The organism is Streptomyces sp. B21-105 (assembly GCF_036898465.1).
GTDB lineage: Bacteria > Actinomycetota > Actinomycetes > Streptomycetales > Streptomycetaceae > Streptomyces.
The window spans coordinates 5,706,384-5,731,475 of sequence record NZ_JARUMJ010000001.1 but is presented as its reverse complement, the minus strand read 5'-3'; the positions used below and the strand labels follow the sequence as shown (position 1 = coordinate 5,731,475).

16 protein-coding genes and 1 pseudogene are annotated in these 25,092 nt (G+C 73.1%); 6 read left to right on the top strand and 11 right to left on the bottom strand.

Annotation, left to right across the window (positions count from 1 at the left end):
* Nucleotides 1–68: 68 nt before the first annotated feature.
* Both purH and purN read right to left on the bottom strand, forming a co-directional pair.
* Nucleotides 69–1,652 (bottom strand): bifunctional phosphoribosylaminoimidazolecarboxamide formyltransferase/IMP cyclohydrolase, encoded by a 1,584-nt coding sequence (purH, locus tag QA802_RS25965; RefSeq protein ID WP_334527191.1) that lies wholly within the window; start codon nt 1,650–1,652, stop codon nt 69–71.
* Nucleotides 1,649–2,278: a phosphoribosylglycinamide formyltransferase gene (gene purN / locus QA802_RS25960; RefSeq protein ID WP_334527189.1), complete on the bottom strand. Its 630-nt coding sequence runs from the start codon at nt 2,276–2,278 to the stop codon at nt 1,649–1,651. Before purN ends, purH begins: the two co-directional genes overlap by 4 nt.
* Before the next feature lie 330 nt (nt 2,279–2,608).
* Between purN and QA802_RS25955 the strand changes: the two genes are divergently transcribed.
* Entirely contained in the window at nt 2,609–3,394 is a 786-nt protein-coding gene (locus QA802_RS25955) for a hypothetical protein (protein ID WP_334527187.1), read from the top strand.
* 81 nt (nt 3,395–3,475) lie between these two features.
* Here QA802_RS25955 and QA802_RS25950 read toward each other — a convergent pair whose 3' ends face one another.
* Nucleotides 3,476–5,275, bottom strand: a complete 1,800-nt coding sequence (locus QA802_RS25950) for a cell division protein PerM (RefSeq protein ID WP_334527185.1) — start codon at nt 5,273–5,275, stop codon at nt 3,476–3,478.
* A 311-nt stretch (nt 5,276–5,586) separates the two neighbouring features.
* Between QA802_RS25950 and QA802_RS25945 the strand changes: the two are divergent.
* A pseudogene (locus tag QA802_RS25945) lies at nt 5,587–6,393 on the top strand (RNA polymerase sigma factor); the annotation flags it as partial.
* A 276-nt stretch (nt 6,394–6,669) separates the two neighbouring features.
* Here QA802_RS25945 and sucD read toward each other — a convergent pair.
* From sucD to QA802_RS25915, 6 genes are all read right to left on the bottom strand, one after another.
* Nucleotides 6,670–7,557, bottom strand: coding sequence for a succinate--CoA ligase subunit alpha (gene sucD, locus QA802_RS25940; RefSeq protein WP_319164398.1), 888 nt, complete (start codon nt 7,555–7,557; stop codon nt 6,670–6,672).
* A gap of 21 nt (nt 7,558–7,578) precedes the next feature.
* Nucleotides 7,579–8,757, bottom strand: a complete 1,179-nt coding sequence (sucC, locus tag QA802_RS25935; RefSeq protein ID WP_334527169.1) for an ADP-forming succinate--CoA ligase subunit beta — start codon at nt 8,755–8,757, stop codon at nt 7,579–7,581.
* A 587-nt stretch (nt 8,758–9,344) separates the two neighbouring features.
* Nucleotides 9,345–9,932 carry a hypothetical protein gene (locus QA802_RS25930; RefSeq protein WP_334527166.1) on the bottom strand — a complete coding sequence of 196 codons (588 nt, stop codon included), beginning with the start codon at nt 9,930–9,932 and terminating at the stop codon, nt 9,345–9,347.
* Between the two features lie 113 nt (nt 9,933–10,045).
* A complete protein-coding gene (locus QA802_RS25925; protein WP_334527163.1) occupies nt 10,046–11,356 on the bottom strand; it encodes a VWA domain-containing protein in 1,311 nt (436 codons plus the stop codon).
* On the bottom strand, nt 11,353–14,028 hold the full coding sequence (locus QA802_RS25920) for a DUF5682 family protein (RefSeq protein ID WP_334527160.1): 2,676 nt from the start codon (nt 14,026–14,028) through the stop codon (nt 11,353–11,355). Before QA802_RS25920 ends, QA802_RS25925 begins: the two co-directional genes overlap by 4 nt.
* A 175-nt stretch (nt 14,029–14,203) precedes the next feature.
* Nucleotides 14,204–15,334: an ATP-binding protein gene (locus tag QA802_RS25915; RefSeq protein WP_334527157.1), complete on the bottom strand. Its 1,131-nt coding sequence runs from the start codon at nt 15,332–15,334 to the stop codon at nt 14,204–14,206.
* Nucleotides 15,335–15,490: 156 nt separating this feature from the next.
* Here QA802_RS25915 and QA802_RS25910 point away from each other — a divergent pair, with 156 nt between their 5' ends.
* Both QA802_RS25910 and QA802_RS25905 read left to right on the top strand, forming a co-directional pair.
* Nucleotides 15,491–16,852, top strand: coding sequence for an SWIM zinc finger family protein (locus QA802_RS25910; RefSeq protein ID WP_334527154.1), 1,362 nt, complete (start codon nt 15,491–15,493; stop codon nt 16,850–16,852).
* Between the two features lie 100 nt (nt 16,853–16,952).
* On the top strand, nt 16,953–18,587 hold the full coding sequence (locus QA802_RS25905) for a DUF5691 domain-containing protein (protein WP_334527151.1): 1,635 nt from the start codon (nt 16,953–16,955) through the stop codon (nt 18,585–18,587).
* Between the two features lie 126 nt (nt 18,588–18,713).
* Here QA802_RS25905 and icmB read toward each other — a convergent pair whose 3' ends face one another.
* A complete protein-coding gene (gene icmB / locus QA802_RS25900) occupies nt 18,714–19,130 on the bottom strand; it encodes a coenzyme B12-dependent isobutyryl CoA mutase small subunit (protein ID WP_057584774.1) in 417 nt (138 codons plus the stop codon).
* A 542-nt stretch (nt 19,131–19,672) separates the two neighbouring features.
* Between icmB and QA802_RS25895 the strand changes: the two genes are divergently transcribed.
* Nucleotides 19,673–20,626, top strand: a complete 954-nt coding sequence (locus QA802_RS25895) for an esterase/lipase family protein (RefSeq protein WP_334527148.1) — start codon at nt 19,673–19,675, stop codon at nt 20,624–20,626.
* A gap of 198 nt (nt 20,627–20,824) precedes the next feature.
* Nucleotides 20,825–22,405 (top strand): M23 family metallopeptidase, encoded by a 1,581-nt coding sequence (locus QA802_RS25890; protein WP_334527145.1) that lies wholly within the window; start codon nt 20,825–20,827, stop codon nt 22,403–22,405.
* A 178-nt stretch (nt 22,406–22,583) separates the two neighbouring features.
* Here the strand turns inward: QA802_RS25890 and pcrA are convergent, their stop codons facing one another.
* The gene (gene pcrA, locus QA802_RS25885) at nt 22,584–25,082 is read right to left on the bottom strand and encodes a DNA helicase PcrA (protein ID WP_334527142.1); all 2,499 of its coding nucleotides are present in this window, start codon (nt 25,080–25,082) and stop codon (nt 22,584–22,586) included.
* Nucleotides 25,083–25,092: the final 10 nt, after the last annotated feature.

The following is a 25,092-nucleotide window of genomic DNA, read 5'->3' as shown; positions in this document are numbered from 1 at the left end:
CAGCAGGGCCCGCCGGTTCGCGACGAGTCGTTCGCGAACCGGCGGGCCCTCGTGCGCTGCGGCTCGGGTCAGTGGAAGAAGTGCCTCGTGCCGGTGAAGTACATCGTCACGCCCGCATTCTTCGCGGCCTCGACGACCAGCTCGTCACGGACCGAACCGCCGGGCTGCACCACGGCCTTCACGCCCGCCTCGACCAGGACCTCGAGCCCGTCGGGGAAGGGGAAGAACGCGTCGGAGGCGGCGTAGGAGCCGCGCGCCCGCTCCTCACCGGCCCGCTCCACGGCCAGCTTCGCCGAGTCGACCCGGTTGACCTGCCCCATGCCGACGCCGACCGACGCGCCGTCCTTGGCGAGCAGGATCGCGTTGGACTTCACCGCCCGGCACGCCCGCCAGGCGAACGCCAGCTCGGCGAGGTCCGGCCCGGACAGCGCCTCGCCGGTCGCCAGCGTCCAGTTGGCCGGGTCGTCGCCGTCGGCCTGGAGCCGGTCGGCGACCTGGAGCAGCGCGCCGCCGCCGACGGGCTTGAGCTCGACGGGGGCCGCGGGGCCCTGCGGCGCCCTGAGCACCCGGATGTTCTTCTTCTTGGTGAGGGCTTCCAGCGCCCCCTCCTCGTAGTCCGGCGCCACGATGACCTCGGTGAAGATCTCCGCGACCTGCTCCGCCATCTCCCGGCTGACCGGCCGGTTCACGGCGATGACGCCGCCGAACGCCGACAGCGGGTCGCAGGCGTGCGCCCGGCGGTGCGCCTCGGCGACGTCCGCGCCGACGGCGATCCCGCACGGGTTGGCGTGCTTGATGATCGCGACGGCCGGCTCGGGGTGGTCGTACGCGGCCCGGTGCGCGGCATCCGTGTCCGTGTAGTTGTTGTACGACATCTCCTTGCCGTGCAGCTGCTCGGCCTCGGCGAGACCGGTGCCGCTGCCGTCCACGTACAGGGCGGCCGGCTGGTGCGGGTTCTCGCCGTAGCGCAGGGTGCTCCTGCGCTCCCAGGTCGCGCCGAGGAAGTCGGGGAAGCGCGACTCGTCGACCGGCGCGTAGGACGACGCGAACCAGGAGGCCACAGCCACGTCGTAGGCGGCGGTGTGCTGGAAGGCCTCCGCGGCGAGCCGCTTGCGGGCGGCCAGGTCGAAGCCGCCGTCCCGCACGGCCGCGAGGACGTCGGTGTACCGGTCCGGGCTGGTGACGACGGCCACCGACGGATGGTTCTTGGCGGCGGCGCGCACCATGGACGGCCCGCCGATGTCGATCTGCTCGACGCACTCGTCCTCGGAGGCGCCCGAGGCGACGGTCTCGCGGAACGGGTAGAGGTTGACGACGACCAGGTCGAACGGCGCGACACCGAGCTCCGCCAGCTGCCGGCGGTGGTCCTCGAGACGCAGGTCGGCGAGGATGCCGGCGTGCACCTTGGGGTGCAGGGTCTTGACCCGGCCGTCCAGGCACTCGGGGAAGCCGGTCAGCTCCTCCACCTTGGTGACGGGGACGCCGGCGGCGGCGATGCGGGAGGCGGTGGACCCGGTGGAGACGAGCTCGACACCGCTTTCGTGCAGCCCGCGCGCGAGCTCTTCGAGACCGGTCTTGTCGTAGACGCTGACGAGCGCGCGACGGATGCCCCGCTTGCTGCTCTCTGCCGTGACAGTGCTGTCGGCGGTCACTGGATAACTACCTTTCGTCCCTCAATGCGATAGCCGTTACGGGCGAGCCGCCCCACGACCTCGACGAGCAGCCTTCGCTCGACTTCCTTGATGCGCTCGTGCAGAGCGCTCTCGTCGTCCTCGTCCCGGACCTCGACCACGCCCTGGGCGATGATCGGGCCGGTGTCGACGCCGTCGTCGACGAAGTGGACGGTGCAGCCGGTGACCCGGGCGCCGTACGCGAGTGCGTCCCGCACCCCGTGGGCCCCGGGGAAACTGGGCAGCAGGGCGGGATGGGTGTTCACGAACCGCCCCCCGAACCGCGCCAGGAACTCCTTGCCGACGATCTTCATGAACCCGGCGGAGACCACGAGGTCGGGCTCGTGGGCGGCCACGGCCTCGGCGAGCGCGGCGTCCCACTCCTGTCGGCTCGCGAAGTCCTTGACCCGGCAGACGAAGGTGGGGATCCCCGCCCGCTCGGCACGGGCGAGGCCCTCGACGGCCGCCCGGTCCGCCCCGACGGCCACCACCTCGGCGCCGTACGCGTCGACGCCGGCGGCGGCGATGGCGTCGAGGAGCGCCTGCAGGTTCGTACCGGATCCGGAGACCAGCACGACGAGGCGCTTGGCCACGGGCTTGGCGGCCACGGCGGGGCCCTTTCTCGGGGAAGCACGTCAACGGGGTGGCGACCTGCGCGGGCTTGTGCTTTCGTACTCGTGGTTTCCCGCTTGTACGTTCGTACGAATGCATCGCGCCCCCGGATACGGGGAAGCCTACGAAGGAGCCGACCGTCAGCAACGATACCGGCACACCGGGCGGCCCCCGCGGGACGGGGGCGTGGCCGGAAGGTAGCGTCTGCGAGGAGCGGAGAGCGGGAACGCGGTCGCCGTGCGGTGCGTTCCCCCTACGACAGCTCATGCCAGCTCACGACAGCTCACACCAGTCAGCCGTATCTCCTAGGGGAAGACGCTCATTTGATGCCGGACCGCAGTCTGCGACTCCTCACGCTCCCCCCGCAGTCACCGCAGTCACCGCAGGGAGGGGAGCGCGGCGCCGTGCTGCTGCGGGAGCGCCCAGCCTCACCTCCGGACGCCCCCTCGGGCGACGGCACGCCCCCTGAGGACGACAACCCGTTCGCCCCGCCGCCGGAGAACGCCCCCGACCGCCCGTGGCAGCCCCGGCGCCCGGCGGGCGGCGGGGCTGAGGGCGGTGCTCCCGAGGGTGGTTCCTCCCAGGGCGGCCGGTCGCCGTGGGGCGGTCAGTGGAGCGACCAGCAGCCCGGCCGCTCCCCCGGCGGCTTCGGCGAACGCCCGGGCCGCGGGCCCGACAACGGCAACGGCGGGCCGGGATCCGAGAACGGCGGCAAACGCTGGGACCCCACCGACCCCGCGCAGCGCCGCGCGCGCTACGCGTTGCTCAGCGGCATGTGGGCCTTCTTCTTCGTCCTCTTCGGCTGGCCGTACGTGGCTCTGCTGCTCGGCGCCCTCGCCCTGAACTGGGGCATCAGCGCCCTGCGCGCGGGGCCCCGCAACCCGTCCCCCGACAGCCCGGAGAGCGGCCCCCGCCCGCAGAAGACCGCCGCGGTGAGCGGCGTGGTCACCGCCTCCCTGGCGCTCGCCCTGGTCGCCGCGAGCTTCAGCGCCCAACTCGTCTACCAGGACTACTACACCTGCACCAACGACGCCCTCACCGTCGAGGCGAAGCAGTCCTGCAACGACCTTCTGCCGAAGGAACTGCGGAAGATCCTCGGGACCGACTCCTGAGATCTCGTCCTCGTCCTCGTCGTCGTCCTCGGCCTGGTCGTCGTCCTTTGCGAAGGTGAGCTGCGCGGCGCCGACGGACGGTCATCGCTTCGGCTCCGTCCCTTCGTCGCCCGCCTTGCCTACCTCGCCCGCCTCACGCAACGCCGCCCACCGGGCCTCCCGGGCCGAGTCGCCGTGCCACGCCGGTCCGACGGGCTCCACCGGTCCGACGTCGGCGAGCGGGTCGGGCGGAGTGCGGAGCTCGCCCGGTTCGAGGAACGACGCGGGCTCGAGGGGGGCGAAGGGGTCCGGCGGCGCGACGTAGGGCGCCTGCTCGAAGGCCGCGAACGGCGCGAAGGGCGCGAAGGAGTCGGCGGCCTCGTCGTACAGGTGCGGCGGCGCGCCGGGGGAGCTCGGGGAACCAGGAGCACCAGGGGAACCAGGGGTGGCATCCCGGGTGACGAGGAAGTCGTACAGCTCCTCATCTGCCTTCCCGGGCGTCCCCGCCGACGCTCGCACGCCGGGTGTTCCCGCCGTCTCGGCGTGCCCCTTCCAGGGCCCGCGGACCCAGCCGACCGCTCCCCGCTTCCGGCAGCGCCACCCCCGTACCGCCACGCCCACCGGCGTCCCCACCGCCACGACCCACAGCAGCGCCGCACCCCCGGCCTGCCACCACACCGGCCCGAACCGGGCCAGCACGGAGGCCCCCAGCGGCCCGCCCGCCAGCCCCGCCAGCGCCCCCGTCAGCACCCCGCACCCCACGCCCGCCAGCACGACGACTCCGACGGTCCTCCCCCGCGACCAGCCTTGATCCGTCGCCGCACCGGCCGCGAACACGCCCACCGTGACACCGGCCACCAGCGGGACCGCGCTCGCCGCCCAGTTCCACGGCGTCCCGGCCCCCGCCTCGGGTACCGCCGCCAGCAGCGGAAACGGCGGCAGCAGCGGCGCCGGGTCGGAGGACAGCGGCGCCACCACGTGCCCCGCGCCGAGGAGGTACCCCGGCCCGAGGGCGTACGCCGCCCCCCACACCGCCGCGTTCGGCACCAGCGCCACACACAGCAGCAGCACCGCGAACCGCCCCGACCACCCTTCCGTCAACTGCAGGAACGCCTCTCGAGCCGCCCCGGCGTGCCACACCGACGACGACGCCACCAGCAGGGCCCCGCCACCGACGAGCACCGCCGCACCCGCGGCGGCCGCCCGCGCCGCGGCAGCCAGGCGTGCGCGCTCCGCCGTCCCGACGAGCAGCCGTCGCAGCCCGCGGGGCAGCATGAGCAGCACGCCGTCCACCGGCCCGCGCGGGTGACCGCAACCGGACCACACCCCCGCCCCGGCGGCCAGCACGGCGACGGCCGGGACGCACACCGCCGCCCACGCCCACGAGGTCCGCAGCGCGCCGCCCGAGGCGGCGTAGCAGGCGGCGCCCGAGCCGACGGCGAGATACCCGAGCACGACGCCGGCCCACGCGGTGCGCGCGCTCACCGGCTCCCCGTTCTCCGCGCCGCCGCCGGTGCCACCCCCGGCGCCCGCGTCGCCGCCGTCCACCGCGTCGCGGGCCGCCCGCCGCACCAGCCACACCGGCAACGCGAGCAGCAGCAGCGGGGTGACGCCGACCGGCGCGGGGGCCCCTGACAACGTGTCGACGCGCACCAGTTCCGCGCCATGGGCCAACAGCCACAGCGCGGCGGCGACATGCAGCGCACCGCTCGGCCCACTGTCCGGGTACGGAGAGCTGATCCACAGCACCATCACGAGCACGGCGAAGGACCCGAGCCCCAGCCCGGCCGCGAGCACACCGCCCACGAGGCCGGCGGCCAGTCCGGGCGATCGGTCGCGCCTTCGAGGCAGCAGGGACGACAACGTAAGCCGGCGAGCGGTCATCGGGATCACGACGGCCATGCTCCCAACGACACGCGCTTTTCCGTCGTAACGGGCGAACTTCGGATGTGTCGCTCAATATACGTTTTATGTAGTTACCGGGTGAAGGGGTACTCCGTGACGCGGCGCCCCGCGACCGCACACGGGAGGCGTACGCGAAACTGCCGGCATCACCGAACAAGGCTGAACACGGCTGGGACAAGGCGGCAAAGGTGACGAACACCCAGAAGGCGGCGCCTCGACGTCAGGTGACGGTGCGTCCGGCCGAGGCGCGTCCGACGACGGAGAACCCTGACCCCCGCGGCACGGAACCCGTCGGCGAACCAGGCGCGTCCGCTGCCCCCTTGACTCCCGTTCAGGCCTTCGACGCGTTGTACGCGTTCTGCGCCCCCGCCCTAGTCCGGCAGGCCTATCTGCTGTCCGGGCGTCGCGAGCTCGCCCGCGAGTCGGTCGAACGGGCGTTTCAACTGGCGTGGCAGCGCTGGCCCGAGGTGGCCGTGGATCCCGACCCCGCCGGCTGGGTGCGGGCCGTGGCGTACGAGTACGCGCTCTCCCCGTGGCACCGGTTCCGTCCGCGTTACCGGTACCCGGAGCCGCCCCCGGCCGCCGCGGCGGACCGCGCGCTGCTGGACGTCCTGCTGACCCTCCCGGTGACGTACCGTCGCACGCTCCTGCTCTACGACGGCGTCGGACTCGATCTGCCGGAGACGGCCGCCGAGACGGAGGCGAGCACCCCGGCGGCGGCGCACCGGCTGCTGCACGCGCGCGAGGCGGTCGCCGCGCGGCTGCCGGAACTGGCGAGTCCGGCCGCACTGCACCGGCGTCTCGCGGAGGTCGCGTCCGCCGAACGGCTGCGCGCACCGAAACCGCCCGCCGTGCGGTCGGGCGGGGAGCGGCGGGCCCGCTTCTGGACCAGGGCGGCGATCGCGTTCACGATCGCGCTCATCGGCGCGACCGCGCTGACCGCGCGCACCGCCCCCACCCGCTACGAGCCCCCGGTGCCGCCCGGCGAGACCGTGCAGGGCGTCCCGCCGCGGGCCGCCCCTGGCACGTTGTCGGACGCGGAGCTGAAGCTGCGCGCGAAGCTGAGGTCCGAGACCCAGAACGGCCCGGACAGACTGCTCCCACGCCCCGAGTGACGGCAGCACGGGCGGACGGGCGGGACGGGCGGGACGGGCGGGACGGCAGAAGGGGCAGCACGGCGGCACGGCGGCACGGCGGCACGGCGGCACGGCAGAAAGACGGCACGGCAGAAAGACGGCACGGCAGAAAGACGGCACGGCAGAAAGACGGCACGGCAGAAAGACGGCGGGCCCGTTCCCCCTGGGGGAACGGGCCCGCCGGCGTCCGGCCGCCGTGTCCGGGCCGAAAGCTCGGCCGGACGCGTCAGCAGCCGGGTGACGCGGTCGGACGACTCAGCCGGCCGCGAGGATCTCGCGCGCGAGCTTCGCCGTCTCGGTCGGCGTCTTGCCGACCTTGACGCCGGCGGCCTCGAGGGCCTCCTGCTTCGCGGCGGCCGTGCCGGAGGAGCCGGAGACGATGGCGCCGGCGTGGCCCATGGTCTTGCCCTCGGGCGCGGTGAAGCCCGCGACGTAGCCGACGACCGGCTTCTTCACGTTGTCCTTGATGAAGGCCGCAGCCCGCTCCTCGGCGTCGCCGCCGATCTCACCGATCATGACGATCAGGTCGGTGTCGGGGTCGGCCTCGAACGCGGCGAGCGCGTCGATGTGCGTGGTGCCGATGATCGGGTCGCCACCGATGCCGACGGCAGACGAGAAGCCGATGTCGCGCAGCTCGTACATCATCTGGTACGTCAGCGTGCCGGACTTCGAGACCAGACCGATGCGGCCCGGCTTCGTGATGTCGCCCGGGATGATGCCGGCGTTCGACTGGCCCGGGGTGATGAGACCGGGGCAGTTCGGGCCGATGATCCGGGTCTTGTTGCCCTGCGACACGGCGTACGCGTAGAACGCGGCCGAGTCGTGGACGGCGATGCCCTCGGTGATGACGACCGCGAGCGGGATCTCGGCGTCGATCGCCTCGACCACGGCGGCCTTGGCGAAGGCCGGCGGCACGAAGAGGACGGACACGTTGGCGCCCGTCTTCTCGATCGCCTCGGCGACCGTGCCGAAGACCGGGATCTCGGTGCCGTCGATGTCCACGGACGTGCCCGCCTTGCGGGGGTTCACGCCGCCGACGATGTTGGTGCCGTCCGCCAGCATGAGCTTGGTGTGCTTCATGCCCGTGGCACCGGTCATGCCCTGGACGATGACCTTGCTGTCCTTGTTCAGGAAGATAGCCATGGCTGTTCTGTCCCTCTTCCCTTACTTCGCAGCCGCGAGCTCGGCGGCCTTGTCGGCCGCGCCGTCCATGGTGTCCACGCGCTGGACCAGCGGGTGGTTGGCGTCGGAGAGGATCTTGCGACCCAGCTCGGCGTTGTTGCCGTCGAGGCGGACGACGAGCGGCTTGGTGACTTCCTCGCCCTTGTCCTTGAGCAGCTGCAGCGCCTGGACGATGCCGTTGGCGACCTCGTCGCAGGCGGTGATGCCACCGAAGACGTTGACGAACACGGACTTGACGTCCGGGTCGCCGAGGATGATCTCCAGGCCGTTCGCCATGACGGCCGCGGAGGCGCCGCCGCCGATGTCGAGGAAGTTGGCGGGCTTGACCCCACCGTGCGCCTCACCGGCATACGCGACGACGTCCAGGGTGCTCATGACGAGACCCGCGCCGTTGCCGATGATGCCGACCTCGCCGTCGAGCTTGACGTAGTTGAGGTTCTTCTCCTTGGCCGCGGCCTCGAGCGGGTTCGCCGAGTCCTTGTCCTGGAGGGCCTCGTGGTCCGGCTGGCGGAACTCGGCGTTCTCGTCCAGCGAGACCTTGCCGTCGAGGGCGATGACGTCACCGGAGGCGACCTTGGCCAGCGGGTTCACCTCGACGAGAAGGGCGTCCTCCTCGACGAAGGTCTTCCACAGGGTGACCAGGACGTTCTCGACCTTGTCGGCGACCTCGGCCGGGAAGTTCGCGGCCTCGACGATCTGGCGCGCGACCTCGGGGGTCACACCCACGTTGGCGTCGATCGGCGTCTTGGCGACGGCCTCGGGGCGGGTCTCCGCCACCTCCTCGATCTCCATGCCGCCCTCGACGGACGCGATGGAGAGGAAGGTGCGGTTCGCACGGTCCAGGAGGAAGGAGACGTAGTACTCCTCCACGATCTCCGGAGCCGTCTCGGCGATCATCACCTTGTGGACCGTGTGGCCCTTGATGTCCATGCCGAGGATGTTGGTCGCGTGCTCCACGGCCTCGTCGGCGGTGGCGGCGAGCTTGACGCCGCCCGCCTTGCCACGGCCGCCGACCTTCACCTGGGCCTTGACTACGGACTTGCCACCAAGACGCTCGGTGGCTGCGCGGGCCGCCTCAGGCGTGTCGATGACTTCACCGGCCAGCACCGGTACATCGTGCTTGGCGAAGAGGTCCCTCGCCTGGTACTCGAACAGGTCCACGCGCTTCCGTCCCTATCAGTGATCTCGCGGTTCGTTGTCTGCGTGGGCGTGCCGCGAGGGCAACGTGACGTCCGCTTCGTCTGTCAGTCACAAGGGAGGCGCACACGGTGTCCGAGCGCGCGGCATGTCCGTCTCGCAGGTTATCGCTGCTTGCATGAGGCCCCTAAATCGAGGGTCACACCTGAGCGGTGATACCTGTCACACGATGCCGGGATCACTGGCACCCCGTGCCGGATGTGAGGTCGGAGGGAGGGGCCTCACCAGGTTGGGGTGGACCCGGTGAGGCCCCCTGAGCAGCCCCTCAGGGGCTCGGGGTGGCCGGTCCCCACCCCAATGGGAACCAGCCGCCCCCATCCGTGAGGTCCCTACCGGACCGACCGACGGGTTTCGGCCGTCCGTGTCCGTCGCCTCACGAAGTCGAGGGATGCGAGCTGCGCAGAGTCGGCGCGAGGTTGTGCGGCGCGCGGCCGGGCGGCGCGAGGCTGCGTGACGCGAGGCTGCGTGACGCGAGGCGGGGAGTAATCGCCGGTGAACTGGAGCGCCCATCGGTGCGCCCGTACGCCAATGCGCCAGTGCGCCGCCGGTGCTCAGCCGGGGAAGGCAGCGACGTCCCGGCAGCTGTCCCGCGTCCCGGCGGCGTCGTATGGCGGGGCGGTACCGGACGGCGGCCACGGCGGCATCCGGTGCTGCGGCGGCAGGACGGCGTGCACGTCGACGTCCCCCTGCGTCCCGCCGTCGAGCGCGGCCACGCCGCCCGGCACGCCACCGCGCACACCGGCGCCGCCCACGACAGGGCCGCATCGAGCCGGCGCGACTGCGGGGCCGGCGGCGGGGGCGGCGACGAAGACGGGAAGGCGGGCGTGCTCGGGGCCGACGACGGCAGGCGAGAGCGAGACGCCGGCGTGGGCGGGAGTCCGTCGGGAGTCGGGGAGGGGGGTCTCGGCGGTCGTGCGCGGGCTCGTGACCTGGGCAACCGCCGTCGCCCGCGTCGGCGGCGCGCCGTCGGCTGCTCGCGCCTGTTCCCCGTCGAGGAACGCGAGCACGAACAGCCCGCCCACCAGCAGCGCAAGGTGCAGCACGCGCCACCCCGACCCCGCGCGCAGGACACGCGGAGCGGCGGCGGGCCCGGCGGTGGCGAGCAGGACGGTGGCGGGCAGGGCGGTGAACCAGGCCAAGAGGGGAGGTTCCTCCCGTGCGGCGGCAACGTGCCCCGAATCCTTGCACGCAGGTCCCGGCGTTGCGCAACCCCTGTTACCGATGGGTAATCGTGATCGTGCCGCCCTCCCGCTCACCCCGGGTCCGGTGTCGGCAGGGGCCGCTTCTCCAGGGCCGCCGCCATGATCTCCGGGAACAGATCGGGTGTGCAGGCGAACGCCGGCGCCCCCAGTGCCGCGAGCGCGGCCGCGTGCTCCCGGTCATAGGCCGGCGCCCCCTCGTCGGACAGGGCGAGCAGCGCGACGAACTGCACGCCCGACGCCTTCATCGCGGCGACCCGTTTGAGCATCTCGTGGCGTATGCCTCCCTCGTACAGGTCGCTGATGAGCACCGCCACGGTCTCGGCGGGCCGGGTGATCTGCGACTGGCAGTACGCCAGCGCCCGGTTGATGTCGGTGCCGCCGCCGAGCCGGGTGCCGAACATGACGTCCACGGGGTCGTCGAGAAGGTCGGTGAGGTCGGCGACCGCCGTGTCGAAGACGACGAGCCGGGTACTGATCGACCGCATCGAGGCCAGCACCGCCCCGAACACCGACGCGTACACCACCGACGACGCCATGGAACCCGACTGGTCGATGCAGAGGATCACCTCCTTGCGCAGGGACTGCGAGGCCCGCCCGTACCCGACGAGCCGCTCCGGCACGACCGTCCCGTACTCGGGCTGGTAGTGCTTGAGGTTGGCGGCGATCGTGCGGTTCCAGTCGATGTCGCGGTGGCGCGGACGGCTGAGCCGCGCGCCCCGGTCGAGTGCGCCGGTGAGGGCGGCGCGGGTGCGGCCGGCGAACCGCTTCTCGAGGTCCTCGACGACCTTGCGGACGACGGCCCGCGCGGTCTCCTTCGTCGTCTCCGGCATGGCCCGGTGAAGGGAGAGCAGGGTGCCGACGAGGTGCACGTCGGCCTCGACCGCCTCCAGCATCTCCGGCTCCAGAAGGAGGGTGGACAGCCCGAGCCGGTCGATGGCGTCGCGTTGCATGACCTGCACCACGGAGGAGGGGAAGTACGTCCTGATGTCCCCGAGCCAGCGCGCCACGGACGGTGCGGAGGCGCCCAGTCCTCCCGAACGCTCCCGTCCCGCGCGCGGTTGCTCCGGCGCCCCGTAGAGCGCTGCGAGCGCCCCGTCCATCGCGGTGTCCCGGCCGGACAGGCCAGTGCCGGTGCCTGAGCCGGTGCCTGAGCCGGTGCCGGTGCCGTCGGCCACGTCGCCCCCGAGCACCAGCCGCCAGCGCCTCAGCCGCTCCTGTCCGTCGTCCGCCGCCGTCGGCGTGCCGCTCGCCTCCGGCACGCCCGGCTCCGCGCCCCTGGCCTCCGTGCCCCTCGCTTCCATCGCGTTCACCTCCGTGGCATGCGCCGCCGTGTCACCCGTCCTCGGCCTGCTCGTCGTCATGCGCCCACCCCCGAGTACTCGGGGTCCCCCGGCCCCCTTGCCGCGCCGGCCACACCGGCCCCGCCCGTCTCCTCCGTCTCCTCCGTCCCGTCCGCCTCCCCGCTCGTCTCCACCGTCCCGTCGGGGTCCTGCCCCAGCAGCAGACGCACCACGGGCAGGACGGCGTCCGCACGCCCCGCGTCGAGAGCGGTCGCGAACCCGGGCGTCGCGGCCTCCGCGCCCGGCCCGCTCGCCCGCTCCCCCGGCCCACGCCGCACCAGTTCGCCGAGCGTTCTGCGCACCCCCGGCTCGTACGCCGAGAACGTCCGCCGCAGCAGCGGCAGCACGTCCGTGAACGCCTCCGCCGGCACCGTCGTCAGCCACCCGTCGACCAGGGCGAGCAGCCGTTCGTCGTGGACGAGGAGCAGCCCGCCCCCCGAGCCGCCGCCGACGAAGCCCTCGATCCAGGCGGCCGCGTCGCCCGGCGGCGTCCCCGGCGAGAGGGCGAGGCCCATGAGCCGCGCCGCCGCCTCCGGGTCCAGCTCCCCCTCGTCCAGCAGCAGTCGTGCGGCACGCCCCCGGATGACTCCGGACACGCTGTCCCGCCCGGACAGCACCCCCAGCACCGCCCGCCAGCGGACACGCCGCCCGGCGCCGGGGGCACTGCCGGGGGCGTCCTCGCCCCGGTCGTTCTCGCCCGGGTCGTCCGCGCGCGGGTCGTCCGCGCCGGAGGCGGCCTCGTCGTCCGCCGCGCGGACGTCGTCGAGCATCGCCACCGCGGCGTGCACCGCGTCGACATGGCGTCGCATCTCGTCCGCCGCGTCCCGGTCCAGCGACACACAGGCCGGCGGCAGACCCACGAAGATCCGCTCGGCGAGGCCCGCCGCCACCTCCGTGAGCGCGCCGGTGTCGGTGCCGCGCACGTCCCCGTAGCGCAGGGCGCGGACCAGGGCGGGCAGCGCCTCCGCGAGATGCCCGACGTCCGAGTCAAGGGCCGCCCGGTCCCCGAGCACCCGCATGACGGTCGGCAAGGCGTCCGACAGACCGGCCAGCAGGCAGCGCTCGGCCAGCGCCGTCACTTCGGCGAGGCCGCGCGCGGCGACGGCGTCCGCCGCCGCCTTCGCGTTGGCGGCGGCCGACACGGTCGTCCCCCACACGCCGGCCTCGGCGGCCCGCACGGACAGCTCCGGCTCCCACCGCAGCCGCCAGGTCTCCCGGAACGTCCCCGTGCTGCCGCGCGAGGCGACCGGCTCGCCCCATTCGACGTGCAGCAGACGCAGCCGGTGCAGCAGTCTGCTGCGCTCGGCGTCGTTCTCCTTGCGCAGGTCGAGCGCCACCTCCCGCTCCGCCGCCTCCGGTCGGAGCCGCAGCCGGCGCAGCAGCCGGTCGAGGTCGCGCTGCAGCGGCACCGCGGGCGCGTCGGCCGGCACCTCGCCGAGCACGTCCCCGATCACCAGCCGGTCACGCACCAGCGCCAGCGGGACGTCCGAGCCCTCGCCGAGCACGGCCCGCACGGCGTCGGTCGTCTCGCCCAGGCCCGGCAGCGGCCTGCCGCGCAACGCGGCGAGCGCCTCGGCCAGCCGGACCGCCTCGATGACATGCGCCGGAGACACGACGTGGTCCTCCTCCCGCAGCAGGACCGCCGCCTTCGTCAGCCAGCGTTCGACGGGCCGGTCCGGCGCGCCGAACAGGTGGGCGTACCAGCCCGGCGCGTCGATGCCCGCGCCGTACCCGCCGGCCCGCGCCAGTCTGCGGTGCGTCCACGGCACCCAGGTCAGGTCGGCCCTGACCTTGGGCAGTCCCTTGAGCAGCGCCCGGTCGGCGGCGACGGCGGCCTTACGGCGCAGCGCGGGCACATGCCACGCCCCGCACACCACGGCCACCCCCTCCGGCCCGAACTCCCGCTGCGCCGCCCGTATGTGGCCGCGCATACAGGCCTCGCGCACGAGGTCCCGGTCGGTTCCGCTCCGGCCCGGACCGGTGTCTTCGGCCTCCCGCAGCGCCCCCATGGCCTCCTCGATCGCGGCGAACGGCGCGAACGGGTCCCGTGTCCCCGAGGTGCGGTGCTCGACGACGTCCTCCCACCAGCGCTCGGCGTCGTCGTACCCCGCGACCTCGGCCAGCACGGCGAGGGGATCACCCCGCAGTTCCGCTCCGCTGCCCTCTCTCCCTTCTCGTCCCTGTCTCCCCTGTCGTCCCTGTCCCCCCTCTTCGCCCTCTCCCCCCTCGCGGCCCGTTCCCCCGGCCCCTTCGTCCCCTTTCTCCTCGTCCCCTTGCCTTGCCTGTTCTCTTTCCCCTTCCTCCGTCTCCGCCGTGTTCTCCCAGGCCAGCGAGTGGGCGGCCGGGAGGTCGATGAAGCGGGCGGGAACCCCGTGGTCCAGCGCCCAGCGGAGGGCGACCCACTCGGGCGAGAACTCGGCCATCGGCCAGAAGGACGACCGGCCGGGTTCGTCGACGGCGTGCGCGAGCAGGGCGACCGGCGGCCGCATGTCCGCGTCGGCGGCGAGCGGGATCAATGCGTCGGCGTCGGACGGTCCCTCGATCAGGACGGTCAAAGGCCGGGCGGCCTCCAGAGCCGCCCGTACCGCCCGCGCCGACCCCGGCCCGTGGTGCCGCACGCCGAGCAGCAGCGGCTGTCCCGTGCCCCGACCGCCGCCCCCGTCGACGTCGGCCGTGCTGTGGTCACCCTTCACGCGCGGGGCCACTTCGTGTCGCCGTTCACCCTCGCCCTCCCCGTTGTGTGCACGAACGACCAGGTCATTTCGTTGACGTGGTTACGGCCGCTCCGGTTGCCCCGACCGCTGCGGGTGCTCCTTCCGCTCCCGGTGCCGACCCCGTGCCCGTACTCCCCGTTCATGTGCTCCCCGTTCACGCGCTCACCTCTCGGCAGGCGCGGTAGAAGTCGGTCCAGCCGGCGCGTTCGCGCACGACCGCCTCCAGGTACTCCTGCCAGACGACCCGGTCGGCGGCCGGATCGCGGACGACCGCGCCGAGGATGCCCGCGGCCACGTCCCCCGGCCGCAGCACGCCGTCGCCGAAGTGCGCGGCCAGCGCGAGACCGCTCGTGACGACGGAGATGGCCTCCGCGGTGGACAGCGTGCCGCTCGGCGACTTCACCTTCGTCCGGCCGTCGGAGGTGACGCCGTCCCGCAGTTCGCGGAAGACCGTCACCACCCGGCGGATCTCGTCGATGCCCTCCGGCGAGGCCGGCAGGTCCAGGGACCGGCCTATCTGGTCGACGCGCCGCGCGACGATGTCCACCTCGGATTCGACGCTCTCCGGCAGCGGCAGCACCACCGTGTTGAAGCGCCGGCGCAGCGCGCTGGACAGTTCGTTGATGCCGCGGTCGCGGTCGTTGGCCGTGGCGATGAGGTTGAAACCCCGGACGGCCTGCACCTCCTGTCCCAACTCCGGTATCGGCAGCGTCTTCTCGGACAGGACGGTGATCAGCGTGTCCTGCACGTCGGCCGGGATACGGGTCAGCTCCTCCACCCGTACCGTCGCCCCGTCCGCCATGGCGCGCATGACGGGACTGGGCACCAGCGCGTCACGGCTCGGCCCGTGCGCGAGCAGCTGCGCGTAGTTCCAGCCGTAGCGCATCGCCTCCTCCGGGGTGCCCGCGGTGCCCTGCACCAGCAGCGTCGAGTCGCCGCTGACCGCGGCGGCGAGGTGCTCGGAGACCCACGTCTTCGCGGTCCCCGGGACGCCCAGCAGCAACAGGGCGCGGTCGGTGGCGAGGGTGGTGACGGCGACCTCGACGAGGCGGCGCGGCCCCACGTACTTGGGCGAGATCACGGTGCCGTCGGGCAGGACGCCGCCGAGGAGATAGGTGGCCACGGCCCACGGCGACAGCTTCCAGCGGGCCGGACGCGGCCGGTCGTCCTGTGCGGCCAGCGCGGCGAGTTCGCCCGCGAAAGCCTCCTCGGCGTGCGGGCGCAACGCATCGGCCGGCCTGTTCGCACTCGGGTCGACGGACGTCGGATCTACGGACACAGACATGGCTGGGCCCCCCTCCATCTCGGCCGGTTCGGATCTGGTGTCCACCGTGCACCACGCCACTGACAATGCGATCCGACCTGCGCAAACGTCACCTCGGCCGGGTCCGTCCGCGGCTCGGCGGACCGATTGTCAGTGGGGGCGTCTACCGTCGGTGACATGACTGAGCAGGGGGTGCGCTGGACCGCGGACCAGGTGCTGGCACTGGCGCCTGACTCCGCGTCACGCAAAGCGGGAAGCAAACTCGCCGCGCCCGGCCCGTGGTCGGGGACCGGCAGCTCGCGGGAGGGGATCGTGTGGGGCCTGTGCCGGGGCGGCGGCGGCACGTCGTACCGGACGGCCGTAGACGTCGCGAGCGCGGTCGGCGGCCCCGGTCCGGCGTACACGTGCAGTTGTCCGAGCCGTAAGTTCCCCTGCAAGCACGCGCTCGGGCTGCTGCTGCTCTGGTCGGGCGGAGAGGAAGCGGTGCCGGCGGGGCGCGAGCCGGAGTGGGCCGAGCAGTGGGTCGCCGGGCGCCGGCGCACGCAGGAGAAACGGGCGGCGGGGGCGGAGGGTTCCGCGTCCGGCCCCGTCGACGCGGAGGGGGTTCGGCGGCGGGCGGAGCGCCGCGCCGCGCGGATCACCGGCGGGGTGACGGAGTTGGAGGAACGGCTCACCGATCTCCTGCGCTCCGGCCTGGCCGGCGCCGAACAGGCCGGCTACGGCCTGTGGGAGGAGACGGCGGCCCGCATGGTCGACGCACAGGCACCCGGACTCGCGGCGCGGGTACGGGAGTTGGGTGCCATTCCCGCCTCCGGCCCGGGCTGGCCGGTGCGGCTGCTGGAGGAGTGCGCGCTGCTGCACCTCCTCGACCGGGGCTGGCTGCACCGCGAGCGGCTGCCGGCGGACCTCGCGGCGACCGTCCGCAGCCGCGTGGGCCTGCCCTCGTCAGCGGCCGGCCCGCCGGTCCGCGACCAGTGGCTGGTGCTCGCCCAGTACGACACGCCCGACCCGAAACTGACGACCCGCCGCATCTGGCTGTACGGGGCCACCACGGGCCGCACCGCGCTCCTGCTCTCCTACGGCGCCGCCGGCCGGTCCCCCGACGTCACCCTGCCCGTGGGCCTCGCAATGGACGCCGAGCTGTCCGCGTATCCCGGCGCGGGGCAGCCACGGGCGGCTCTCGGCGAACAGTTCGCGCCGCCCGCCCCGACCGGCGCCAGACCCCCGGGCGTGTCGACCCACGAGGCGGCCGCCCGCTACGGCGAGGCCCTGCGCCGCGACCCCTGGCAGGAGTCGGTCCCGGTGACGCTGGCCGACGTGGTCCCGACGCCGGACGGCGATTCCTGGCAACTGGCGGACGCACAGGGCGACACGGCCCTGCCGCTCACCTCCGCCGCGCTCGCCCGGCCCGGCCTGTGGCGTCTGGCGGCCCTTTCCGGCGGCGCCCCCGTCCGGGTCTTCGGAGAGTGCGGACACCGTGGCTTCACCCCGCTGACGGCCTGGCCGACGGGCCCGGGAGAGGCGGTGCGGCTGTGCTGAACGAGCCTCACCCACAGAGCCGGCAGAGCCAGCCGAGTCGGCGGATCCCGCAGAGCCCGCTGCGTCGACGAAGTCGGCAGAGCCGGCAGAAAGGAGTTTCATGAACACCCCGTCAGCCCTGCCCACGGCCGCCGTTTGGGACGAGCTGATCACCGCGGCCCTCCTCGGCACGGACCGCCGTACACCCCCGGGAGCGACCCCGGGCCGTAACGCGCCGACGGCCCTGCTCGACGCGGCGGCCGCGGAGACCGTACGCCGGCGTGCCGGCCTGCGCCCCGGCCGCGCGGCGCCCCGTCCGGAACCGGCCGCCGAGGACCCCCGCACGCCGCTGCCCACCGCGGCGGCCCGCAGACTCGCCCTGCTCCTGGCCGACCGCCCCGGCGCCGTCGCGGGCGGCCGCAGAGGGGCCTCGCCGGACCTCATGGAGCTGCTGCCCCAGTGGCTGACGGCGGTGAACGCACGCGGTTTCGCCGCACCCCCCGAAACCCTCCCCGCGCTGCTCGACGCAGCACGCGCGCGTACCGATCTGCGGGCCGCGGCGCTGGAGTTCGCGGGCCCGCGCGCCCTGTGGCTGGCCCGGCTGAACCCGGACTGGCGGTTCGCCCTGCGCGCGGCACCGGGCGGCGGCACGGCGCTGCCGGGACCGGCGGAGGCCGAGCGCACCGAGCGCCTGTGGCAGGAGGGCCTGTTCGCCGAGCGGGTCGCCCTGCTCGCCTCGATCCGCTCCCGTGACCCCGACGCGGCCCGGGAACTGCTCGCGGCCACCTGGTCGACGGAGCGTGCCGAGGACCGGCTGATGTTCCTCGACTCGCTGCGCACCGGCCTCGCTCCCCGCGACGAGCCGTTCCTGGAGCAGGCGCTGGCGGATCGCAGCCGCAACGTACGGGCCACGGCCGCGGAGCTGCTGTCGGCGCTGCCGGGCTCGGCGCTCGCCGCCCGCATGGCGGTCCGGGCGGGCGCGTGCGTGGCCGTCGACCACACCCAGGACACGCCGACCCTCCTGGTGGAGGCGCCGCACGAGTGCGACGCGGCCATGGAACGCGACGGCGTGTCGCCGCACGCCCCGCCCGGCCGGGGCGAACGGTCCTGGTGGTTCGGCCAGTTGCTGGAGGCGGCCCCGCTCGCCACCTGGCCGGCCCGGCTGGGCGGCCGCACACCGCAGCAGATCGTGGCGCTCCCGGTGGCCGACGACTGGCTGAGTGAACTGCACGCGGCATGGTGCCGGGCCGCCGTCCGGCAGCGGGACGCCGACTGGTCACGGGCGCTGCTCGGCGCGCCGTCATCGCCCGGCGCGGGCGGACCGGGCGCGGTGTCCCTCGCCGAGCGGGCGAAGCTGCTGGGCACGCTGCCGTCGTCCGAGCGGGCCGGCTGGGTGGCCGGGTTCATCGCGGCACACGGTCTGTCGGAGGCGTTCCAGCTGCTCGGCGTCTGTTCCGTGCCCTGGGCGGCGCCGCTCGGCCGGGCCGTGGTCGACGCGCTCAACATCGCGCGGGACGCGGGCAGTTATCCGTGGAGTTTCAGCGGCGTCATGGGTCTCGCCGAGCGTTGTCTCGATCCGGCGGAGGCGTCCCGCCTCGACGCCTTGCTGGCAGTGCCGGACGAACCGGAGGACGCGTCGCCGGGCGCGGGCGGTTACTGGGCGGAGGCTTTCCAGCGGCTGGGCAGGACACTGCGGCTGCGGGCCCTGATGGCGGAGGAACTCGGACCACGGGCGCCCCGGGGACAGGGCGCCTGACCGGTTCCCTACCCGCCAACGACCCGACCACCGACCCCATGACCGACTCGACCCACGACCCCACGATCCCACGACCCCACGACCGACTCGACCACCGACCCGAGCGCGGGGCTCACCCCGAGCGGTTCACGCCTGTGCGGACTGTCGGACGTTGGCCCGGACCCACTCCACGATCGACGCGGTGGTCGCCCCCGGGGTGAAGATCCCGGCGACGCCCTTCTCCTTCAACGGCGCGATGTCCGCCTCGGGGATGATCCCGCCGCCGAAGACCAGGATGTCCGCCGCGTCCCGCTCCTTCAGCAGCTCGATCACCGCGGCGAAGAGCGTGTTGTGCGCCCCGGACAGGATGGACAGCCCGATCGCGTCGGCGTCCTCCTGGATCGCGGTGTCGACGATCTGCTCGGGCGTCTGGTGGAGCCCCGTGTAGATGACCTCCATGCCGGCGTCGCGCAGCGCCCGCGCGATCACCTTGGCCCCGCGATCGTGGCCGTCGAGCCCCGGCTTGGCGACCACCACGCGGATCGGACCGGCTGCCACACCCATCACTGCCTCCATGAAGCGACTCCGTCCGCCCTCGAGCGACTGCGTCCATCCTCGAGGCCACGGACACCCCGTGCCACACCGCCCGGGGGAAGTGAACGAACGTTATCGCCAGCATCCCGCAACCGGCAGTTTCGCGGTGCTGACCGAGGGGGAAATCACACGGAGGGACACGTTCACCGCGCACCGTTCGCACCCTGTCCCAGGGGGTTCGAGGCGCAGAGGAAGCCGCAGAACGAGGTGGCCGTTCGTCGCGTCGCAGCCCGCGCTGCGTGGCGGTACGGCGCATCGGCAGGCACGATGGTCATGTAGAGCAGGTAAGGCACGACAGCGGGGAGCCTGTCGCCACACCGGCAGGGATCCTCGCCACGTCGACGGTGCAAGGGTCGGCGGTGCAAGGGGTGTCGCACACGCCGTACGCGCCCCGAGCTTCGGGCCGCGTCCGCTCCACGCCCCGCCGTGCCCGATCGACCTCCTCGACAGCGACTTCCACGAGGGCACACGGGGGACAGAGAAGTCCTCAGCGTGCCGACAGGAGGTCGGCCATGAAGGTCACCCGGGCACTGCAGCCCCTTCTGCCGCTGTGCCAGCGTCTGTTCCCGGACCTGCCGGGCCTGCCCGGCTTCCCGGGCATCCCGGGGCTGCCGGACCTCCCGAGCCTGCCGGGCCGACTGGCCGGCCTGTCCCTGGCCCTCCTCAAGGCGACCGCTCTGGACCTCGCGATACTCGCGGGGCATCTGCTCCTGTACCCCTCCGGCATCGCGCAGGAGCGCCGCGACCCGGTCCGTCCCGCCCTGCCCGCGGGGGCCGCCGCCGAGGATCCGGCCCGGCTGCCCACCCAGGCGCCGCCGCCGGTGGTGCTGCTGCACGGGTTCATCGACAACCGCTCCGTGTTCGTGCTGCTGCGCCGCAGCCTCGCGCAGCACGGCCGGCATCGCGTGGAGTCGCTCAACTACTCGCCGCTGACCTGTGACATACGGACGGCGGCCGAGTTGCTCGGCCGGCACATAGAGGAGATCTGCGAGCGCACCGGCAGTGTGCAGGTCGACGTGGTCGGGCACAGCCTGGGCGGCCTGATCGCGCGCTACTACGTACAACGGCTGGGCGGTGACGTCCGCGTCCGCATCCTGGTCACGCTGGGCACCCCGCACTCCGGCACCCGGGTGGCGCCGCTGGCGAACGCGCACCCGATCGTGCGCCAGATGCGTCCGGGTTCGGCGGTGATCGAGGAGCTCTCCCGGCCCGCGCCGGGGTGCCGCACCAGGTTCGTCAGCTTCTGGAGCGATCTGGACCACCTCATGGACCCGCTGGAGTCCGCCTGCGTGGACCACCCCGACCTGTCCGCACAGAACGTCCGGGTGACCGGGATCGGCCATCTCGCGCTGCCCGTGCACCCCGCCGTCGCGACCGGAATACGGCAGGCCCTCGACACCGCGACACCGCAGGAGCCCGCCGCCGCTCGCTCCGGCACCCGGCAGACCGGCCTCACGGTGGCCTGACGACACCCTCTGCCACTCGTTCAACATCGAACGTCATTCGAACGTAAAGCCAAGCCCGCGCCCGCCGTCCCCCGAAACAGAGCCGAATGCCCCTTTCCTTCGGGCATGAAACCTGCAGAACATTGTCGCGCCCGCGTACTGCCGGGTACAGTCGCCGCACTGCTCTGGCAGCCCCTGTCGTCGACGAAAGAGAAGTTGGTGAATGACCGTCACCCGTCGGGAATCATGACCTCCCCGACCCCGGCTTCCGACGCCGCTTCGGCGCACTACGCGTCGTACGGCACCCAGGAAGTCTCGTACGACGGCTTCACCACGTACGACGGTCACGAGACCGCCGGCTACGACACCGGCGCGCACACGACCGGGCACTTCACCGCCGCCGACCCGCTGTTCGGCGAGCTTTCGGGCGACGCCGTCGGCACCGCGACCGGCACGTACGACGGCACGCAGTGGCACACCGGCGCCCACGGGTCCGCGGACACGGGCAGCCACCAGGCCATGGACACGGGCAGCCACCAGACGCTGAACTACGACGCGTACGCGGCCCAGCACCACGCCGTCCACGACTCCGGCGCGTACGACGCGACCGCCTGGCAGACGGGACAGCACCAGCACCTGTCCGCCGTCCCGCAGCAGGCGACCGCGCACGACGCCTCCGGCCAGTGGGACGCGAGCGCCTGGCTCCAGCCCGACCAGCCCGGCTGCCCCGCCGACGCGACCCAGCAGTGGGAATGGGGCACGCAGAACTTCGACACCGGCGCGTACGACGCCACGCAGTGGAACTCCGACGGCGACCCGTCCGGCATCTTCGCCCAGGCCGCCGCGGACGAGTTCGAGCAGCAGGCCGAGGTCCCGTTCGACCAGCAGGCCACCGCCACCTTCGAGCAGCTCGCGTACGACGAGACCGGCACCGAGGCGGTCGGCACCGAAGCGAGCGGCACCGAGGGCGAGTCGGCGGACGGCGCCCCCCTTCCGCTCCTCGACGACCAGGAAGATCCCGTCTCCGCGCCCCTCGGCCGGGCGGCCACCCGTAACGCGAACCGTTCCCGGCGCCGGGTGCCCGCCAGGCGCTCCGCGCTGCTGACGGTGGCGGTGCCCTCGGCCTGTGTGATGAGCGTCGCCGGGATCGCCGCCGCCTCGGTCGGCACGCTCACCGGCGGCGACGGCAAGGAGACCTCGGCCTCCGCCGCGGACGCTCAGCCGGTGAAGCCGTCCGCCGCCAACACCAAGCTGGACAGCCAGCTCGCGACGCTCAGCGCCGGGGCCGACGACTTCGGCGACCGGGTCAGCCGCACGCAGGAGCGCATCGACCTCAAGGCGCAGCAGGAGGCCGAGAAGAAGAAGGCGGCGGCTGAAGCGGCCCGCAAGGAGCGGCTGCGCCCCAAGTACGCCCTCCCGGTCGCGCAGCACGGCCTCAGCGCCTACTTCGGCCAGGCCGGCATCAACTGGATGTCGCAGCACACCGGCATCGACTTCCCCGTCGCGTACGGCACGACGGTGATGGCCGCGACCGACGGCACCGTGCGCACCCAGTGGAACAGCGCCTACGGCAACATGCTGATCCTGACGTCGAAGGACGGCACGGAGACCTGGTACTGCCACCTCTCCACCTATCGCGTCCCCTCCGGCACGACGGTGAAGGCCGGCGACCCGATCGCCTACTCGGGCAACTCCGGCAACTCGACCGGCCCGCACCTGCACTTCGAGGTCCGGCCGGCCGGTGGTTCGGCGATCGACCCGCTGCCGTGGCTGCGCAGCCACGGCCTCAACCCGACGTAAGCGCCTCCCGACGTAAGCGCCTCCCGACGTAAGCGCTCTTCGCGCCCCGCGCCGCACCCCACGCCCCGCCGGTCAGCAGCCACCGGTCAGCAGCCACTGGCAACCGGCCGCCAGAGTGTCCGCCGCCGAAGCGGGGTTCACGCGTGCACCGGGCGGTGGGGCCGCCCGGTGGCTCGGCCTACAGCTTCTCCACCGGCGCGTACCGCAGCAGCAGTCGCTTCGGCTTGGTGTCGCCGAAGTCGACGGTGGCCTCCGCGTTGGCGCCGGTGCCCTTCACTCCGACGACCGTGCCGAGCCCGAACTGGTCGTGCGTGACCCGGTCGCCGACGGCCAGCGCGACCACGGGCTTCTCCCCCGCGGTGCGGCGCGTCGCGAATCCGGACGCGCCCGCCGCCGAGGAACGCGAGAGGGACGAAGACAGTGAGGCTGCCACCCCGGACACCGGCCCGGACGGCACGGGCGAGGACGCCCCCGTCCGCTTCCAGTCCACATGCGTCGGCGGGATCTCCTCCAGGAACCGGGAGGGCGGGTTGTACGACGGCTGCCCCCAGGCGCTGCGCAGCGACGACCGGGTGAGGTACAGCCGCTCACGCGCACGCGTGATGCCCACGTACGCGAGCCGGCGCTCCTCCTCCAGCTCCTTGGTCTGGCCGAGGGCGCGCATGTGCGGGAAGACGCCGTCCTCCATGCCCGTCAGGAAGACGACCGGGAACTCGAGGCCCTTGGCGGTGTGCAGGGTCATCAGGGTGATGACGCCCGAGCCGTCCTCCTCCTCGTCGGGGATCTGGTCGGAGTCGGCGACCAGCGCGACCCGCTCCAGGAAGTCGGAGAGGCCGGCCGGGGCGGCGTCCTCGCCCTCCCCTGCGCCGGCCTCCTGCTCGAACTCCAGGGCGACGGCGGCGAGTTCCTGGAGGTTCTCGATCCGGGTCTCGTCCTGCGGGTCGGTGGAGGCCTGCAACTCGGCGAGGTAGCCGGTGCGTTCGAGCACCGCCTCCAGGACGGTCGCCGGACCGGCGCCCGACTCGACGATCGTGCGCAGCTCCTCCATCAGCGCGTTGAACCGCTTCACGGCGTTCGTCGACCGCGAGGCCATGCCGTACGCCTCGTCGACGCGCTTCAGGGCCTGCGGGAAGCTGATCTTCTCCCGCTGGGAGAGGGCGTCGATCATCGCCTCGGCACGGTCGCCGATGCCGCGCTTGGGCACGTTGAGGATCCGGCGCAGCGGCACCGAGTCCTCCGGGTTGGCCAGCACGCGCAGATAGGCCAGGACGTCCCTGACCTCCTTGCGCTCGTAGAAGCGGACCCCGCCGACGACCTTGTAGGGCAGGCCGACCCGGATGAAGATCTCCTCGAAGACACGGGACTGGGCGTTGGTGCGGTAGAAGACCGCCACATCGCCCGCCTTCGCGTCACCCGCGTCCGTCAGGCGGTCTATCTCGTCGGCGACGAACTGCGCCTCGTCGTGCTCGGTGTCGGCGACGTAGCCGGTGATGCGCGCGCCCTCGCCCGCGTTGGTCCACAGGTTCTTGGGCCGGCGCGACTCGTTGCGCTCGATGACCGCGTTGGCGGCTGACAGGATCGTCTGCGTCGAGCGGTAGTTCTGCTCGAGCAGGATCGTCGTCGCGCTCGGGTAGTCCTCCTCGAACTGGAGGATGTTGCGGATCGTCGCGCCCCGGAAGGCGTAGATCGACTGGTCGGCGTCACCGACGACGCACAGTTCCGCCGGCGGCAGGTCGTAGTCGCTCGGCGGGACGTCCACAGGGTGCTCGGAGGTGCCGACCAGCTCGCGCACCAGGGCGTACTGGGCGTGGTTGGTGTCCTGGTACTCGTCGACCATGACGTGCCGGAACCGGCGGCGGTAGTGCTCGGCGACGTCGGGGAAGGCGCGCAGCAGATTGACCGTCGTCATGATCAGGTCGTCGAAGTCGAGGGCGTTCGCCTCGCGCAGCCTCGACTGGTACATCGCGTAGGCCTGGGCGAGGGTCTTCTCAAAACCGTCCGTCGCCTGCGCCGCGAAGTCCTCCTCGTCGATCAGCTCGTTCTTCAGGTTGCTGATCTTCGCGCTGAAGGACTTCGGCGGGTAGCGCTTGGGGTCGAGGTCCAGGTCCCGGCAGACGAGGGCCATGAGGCGCTTGGAGTCGGCGGCGTCGTAGATCGAGAACGACGACGTGAAGCCGAGCTTCTTGCTCTCCCGGCGCAGGATGCGCACACACGCGCTGTGGAACGTCATGACCCACATCGCGTTCGCGCGCGGGCCGACGAGCTGCTCGACGCGCTCCTTCATCTCGCCCGCGGCCTTGTTGGTGAAGGTGATCGCGAGGATCTGCCCCGGGTGCACGTGGCGCTCGGCGAGGAGGTGGGCGATGCGGTGGGTGAGCACGCGCGTCTTGCCCGAACCGGCGCCGGCCACGATGAGCAGCGGTGTGCCGGCGTGCACGACGGCCGCGCGCTGGTTGTCGTTCAGCCCGTCCAGGAGTGCCGCCGGGTCGAGAGCCGGACGGGGGGCGCCGCCGCGGTAGTAGGAGTCCCGGTCCGGGGGCGCGTCGAACTTCCCGCCGAACAGATCGTCCGGGACCGGCTCCGGTCCGTGATCGTCCTCGGGCGGCGGGGGCTCTTCCTCGTGGGCACGGGGGCCCTTGAGGTCCGCCAGGAAGCTGTCGTCAAAGAGGCTGCTCATCGCTCTCCGA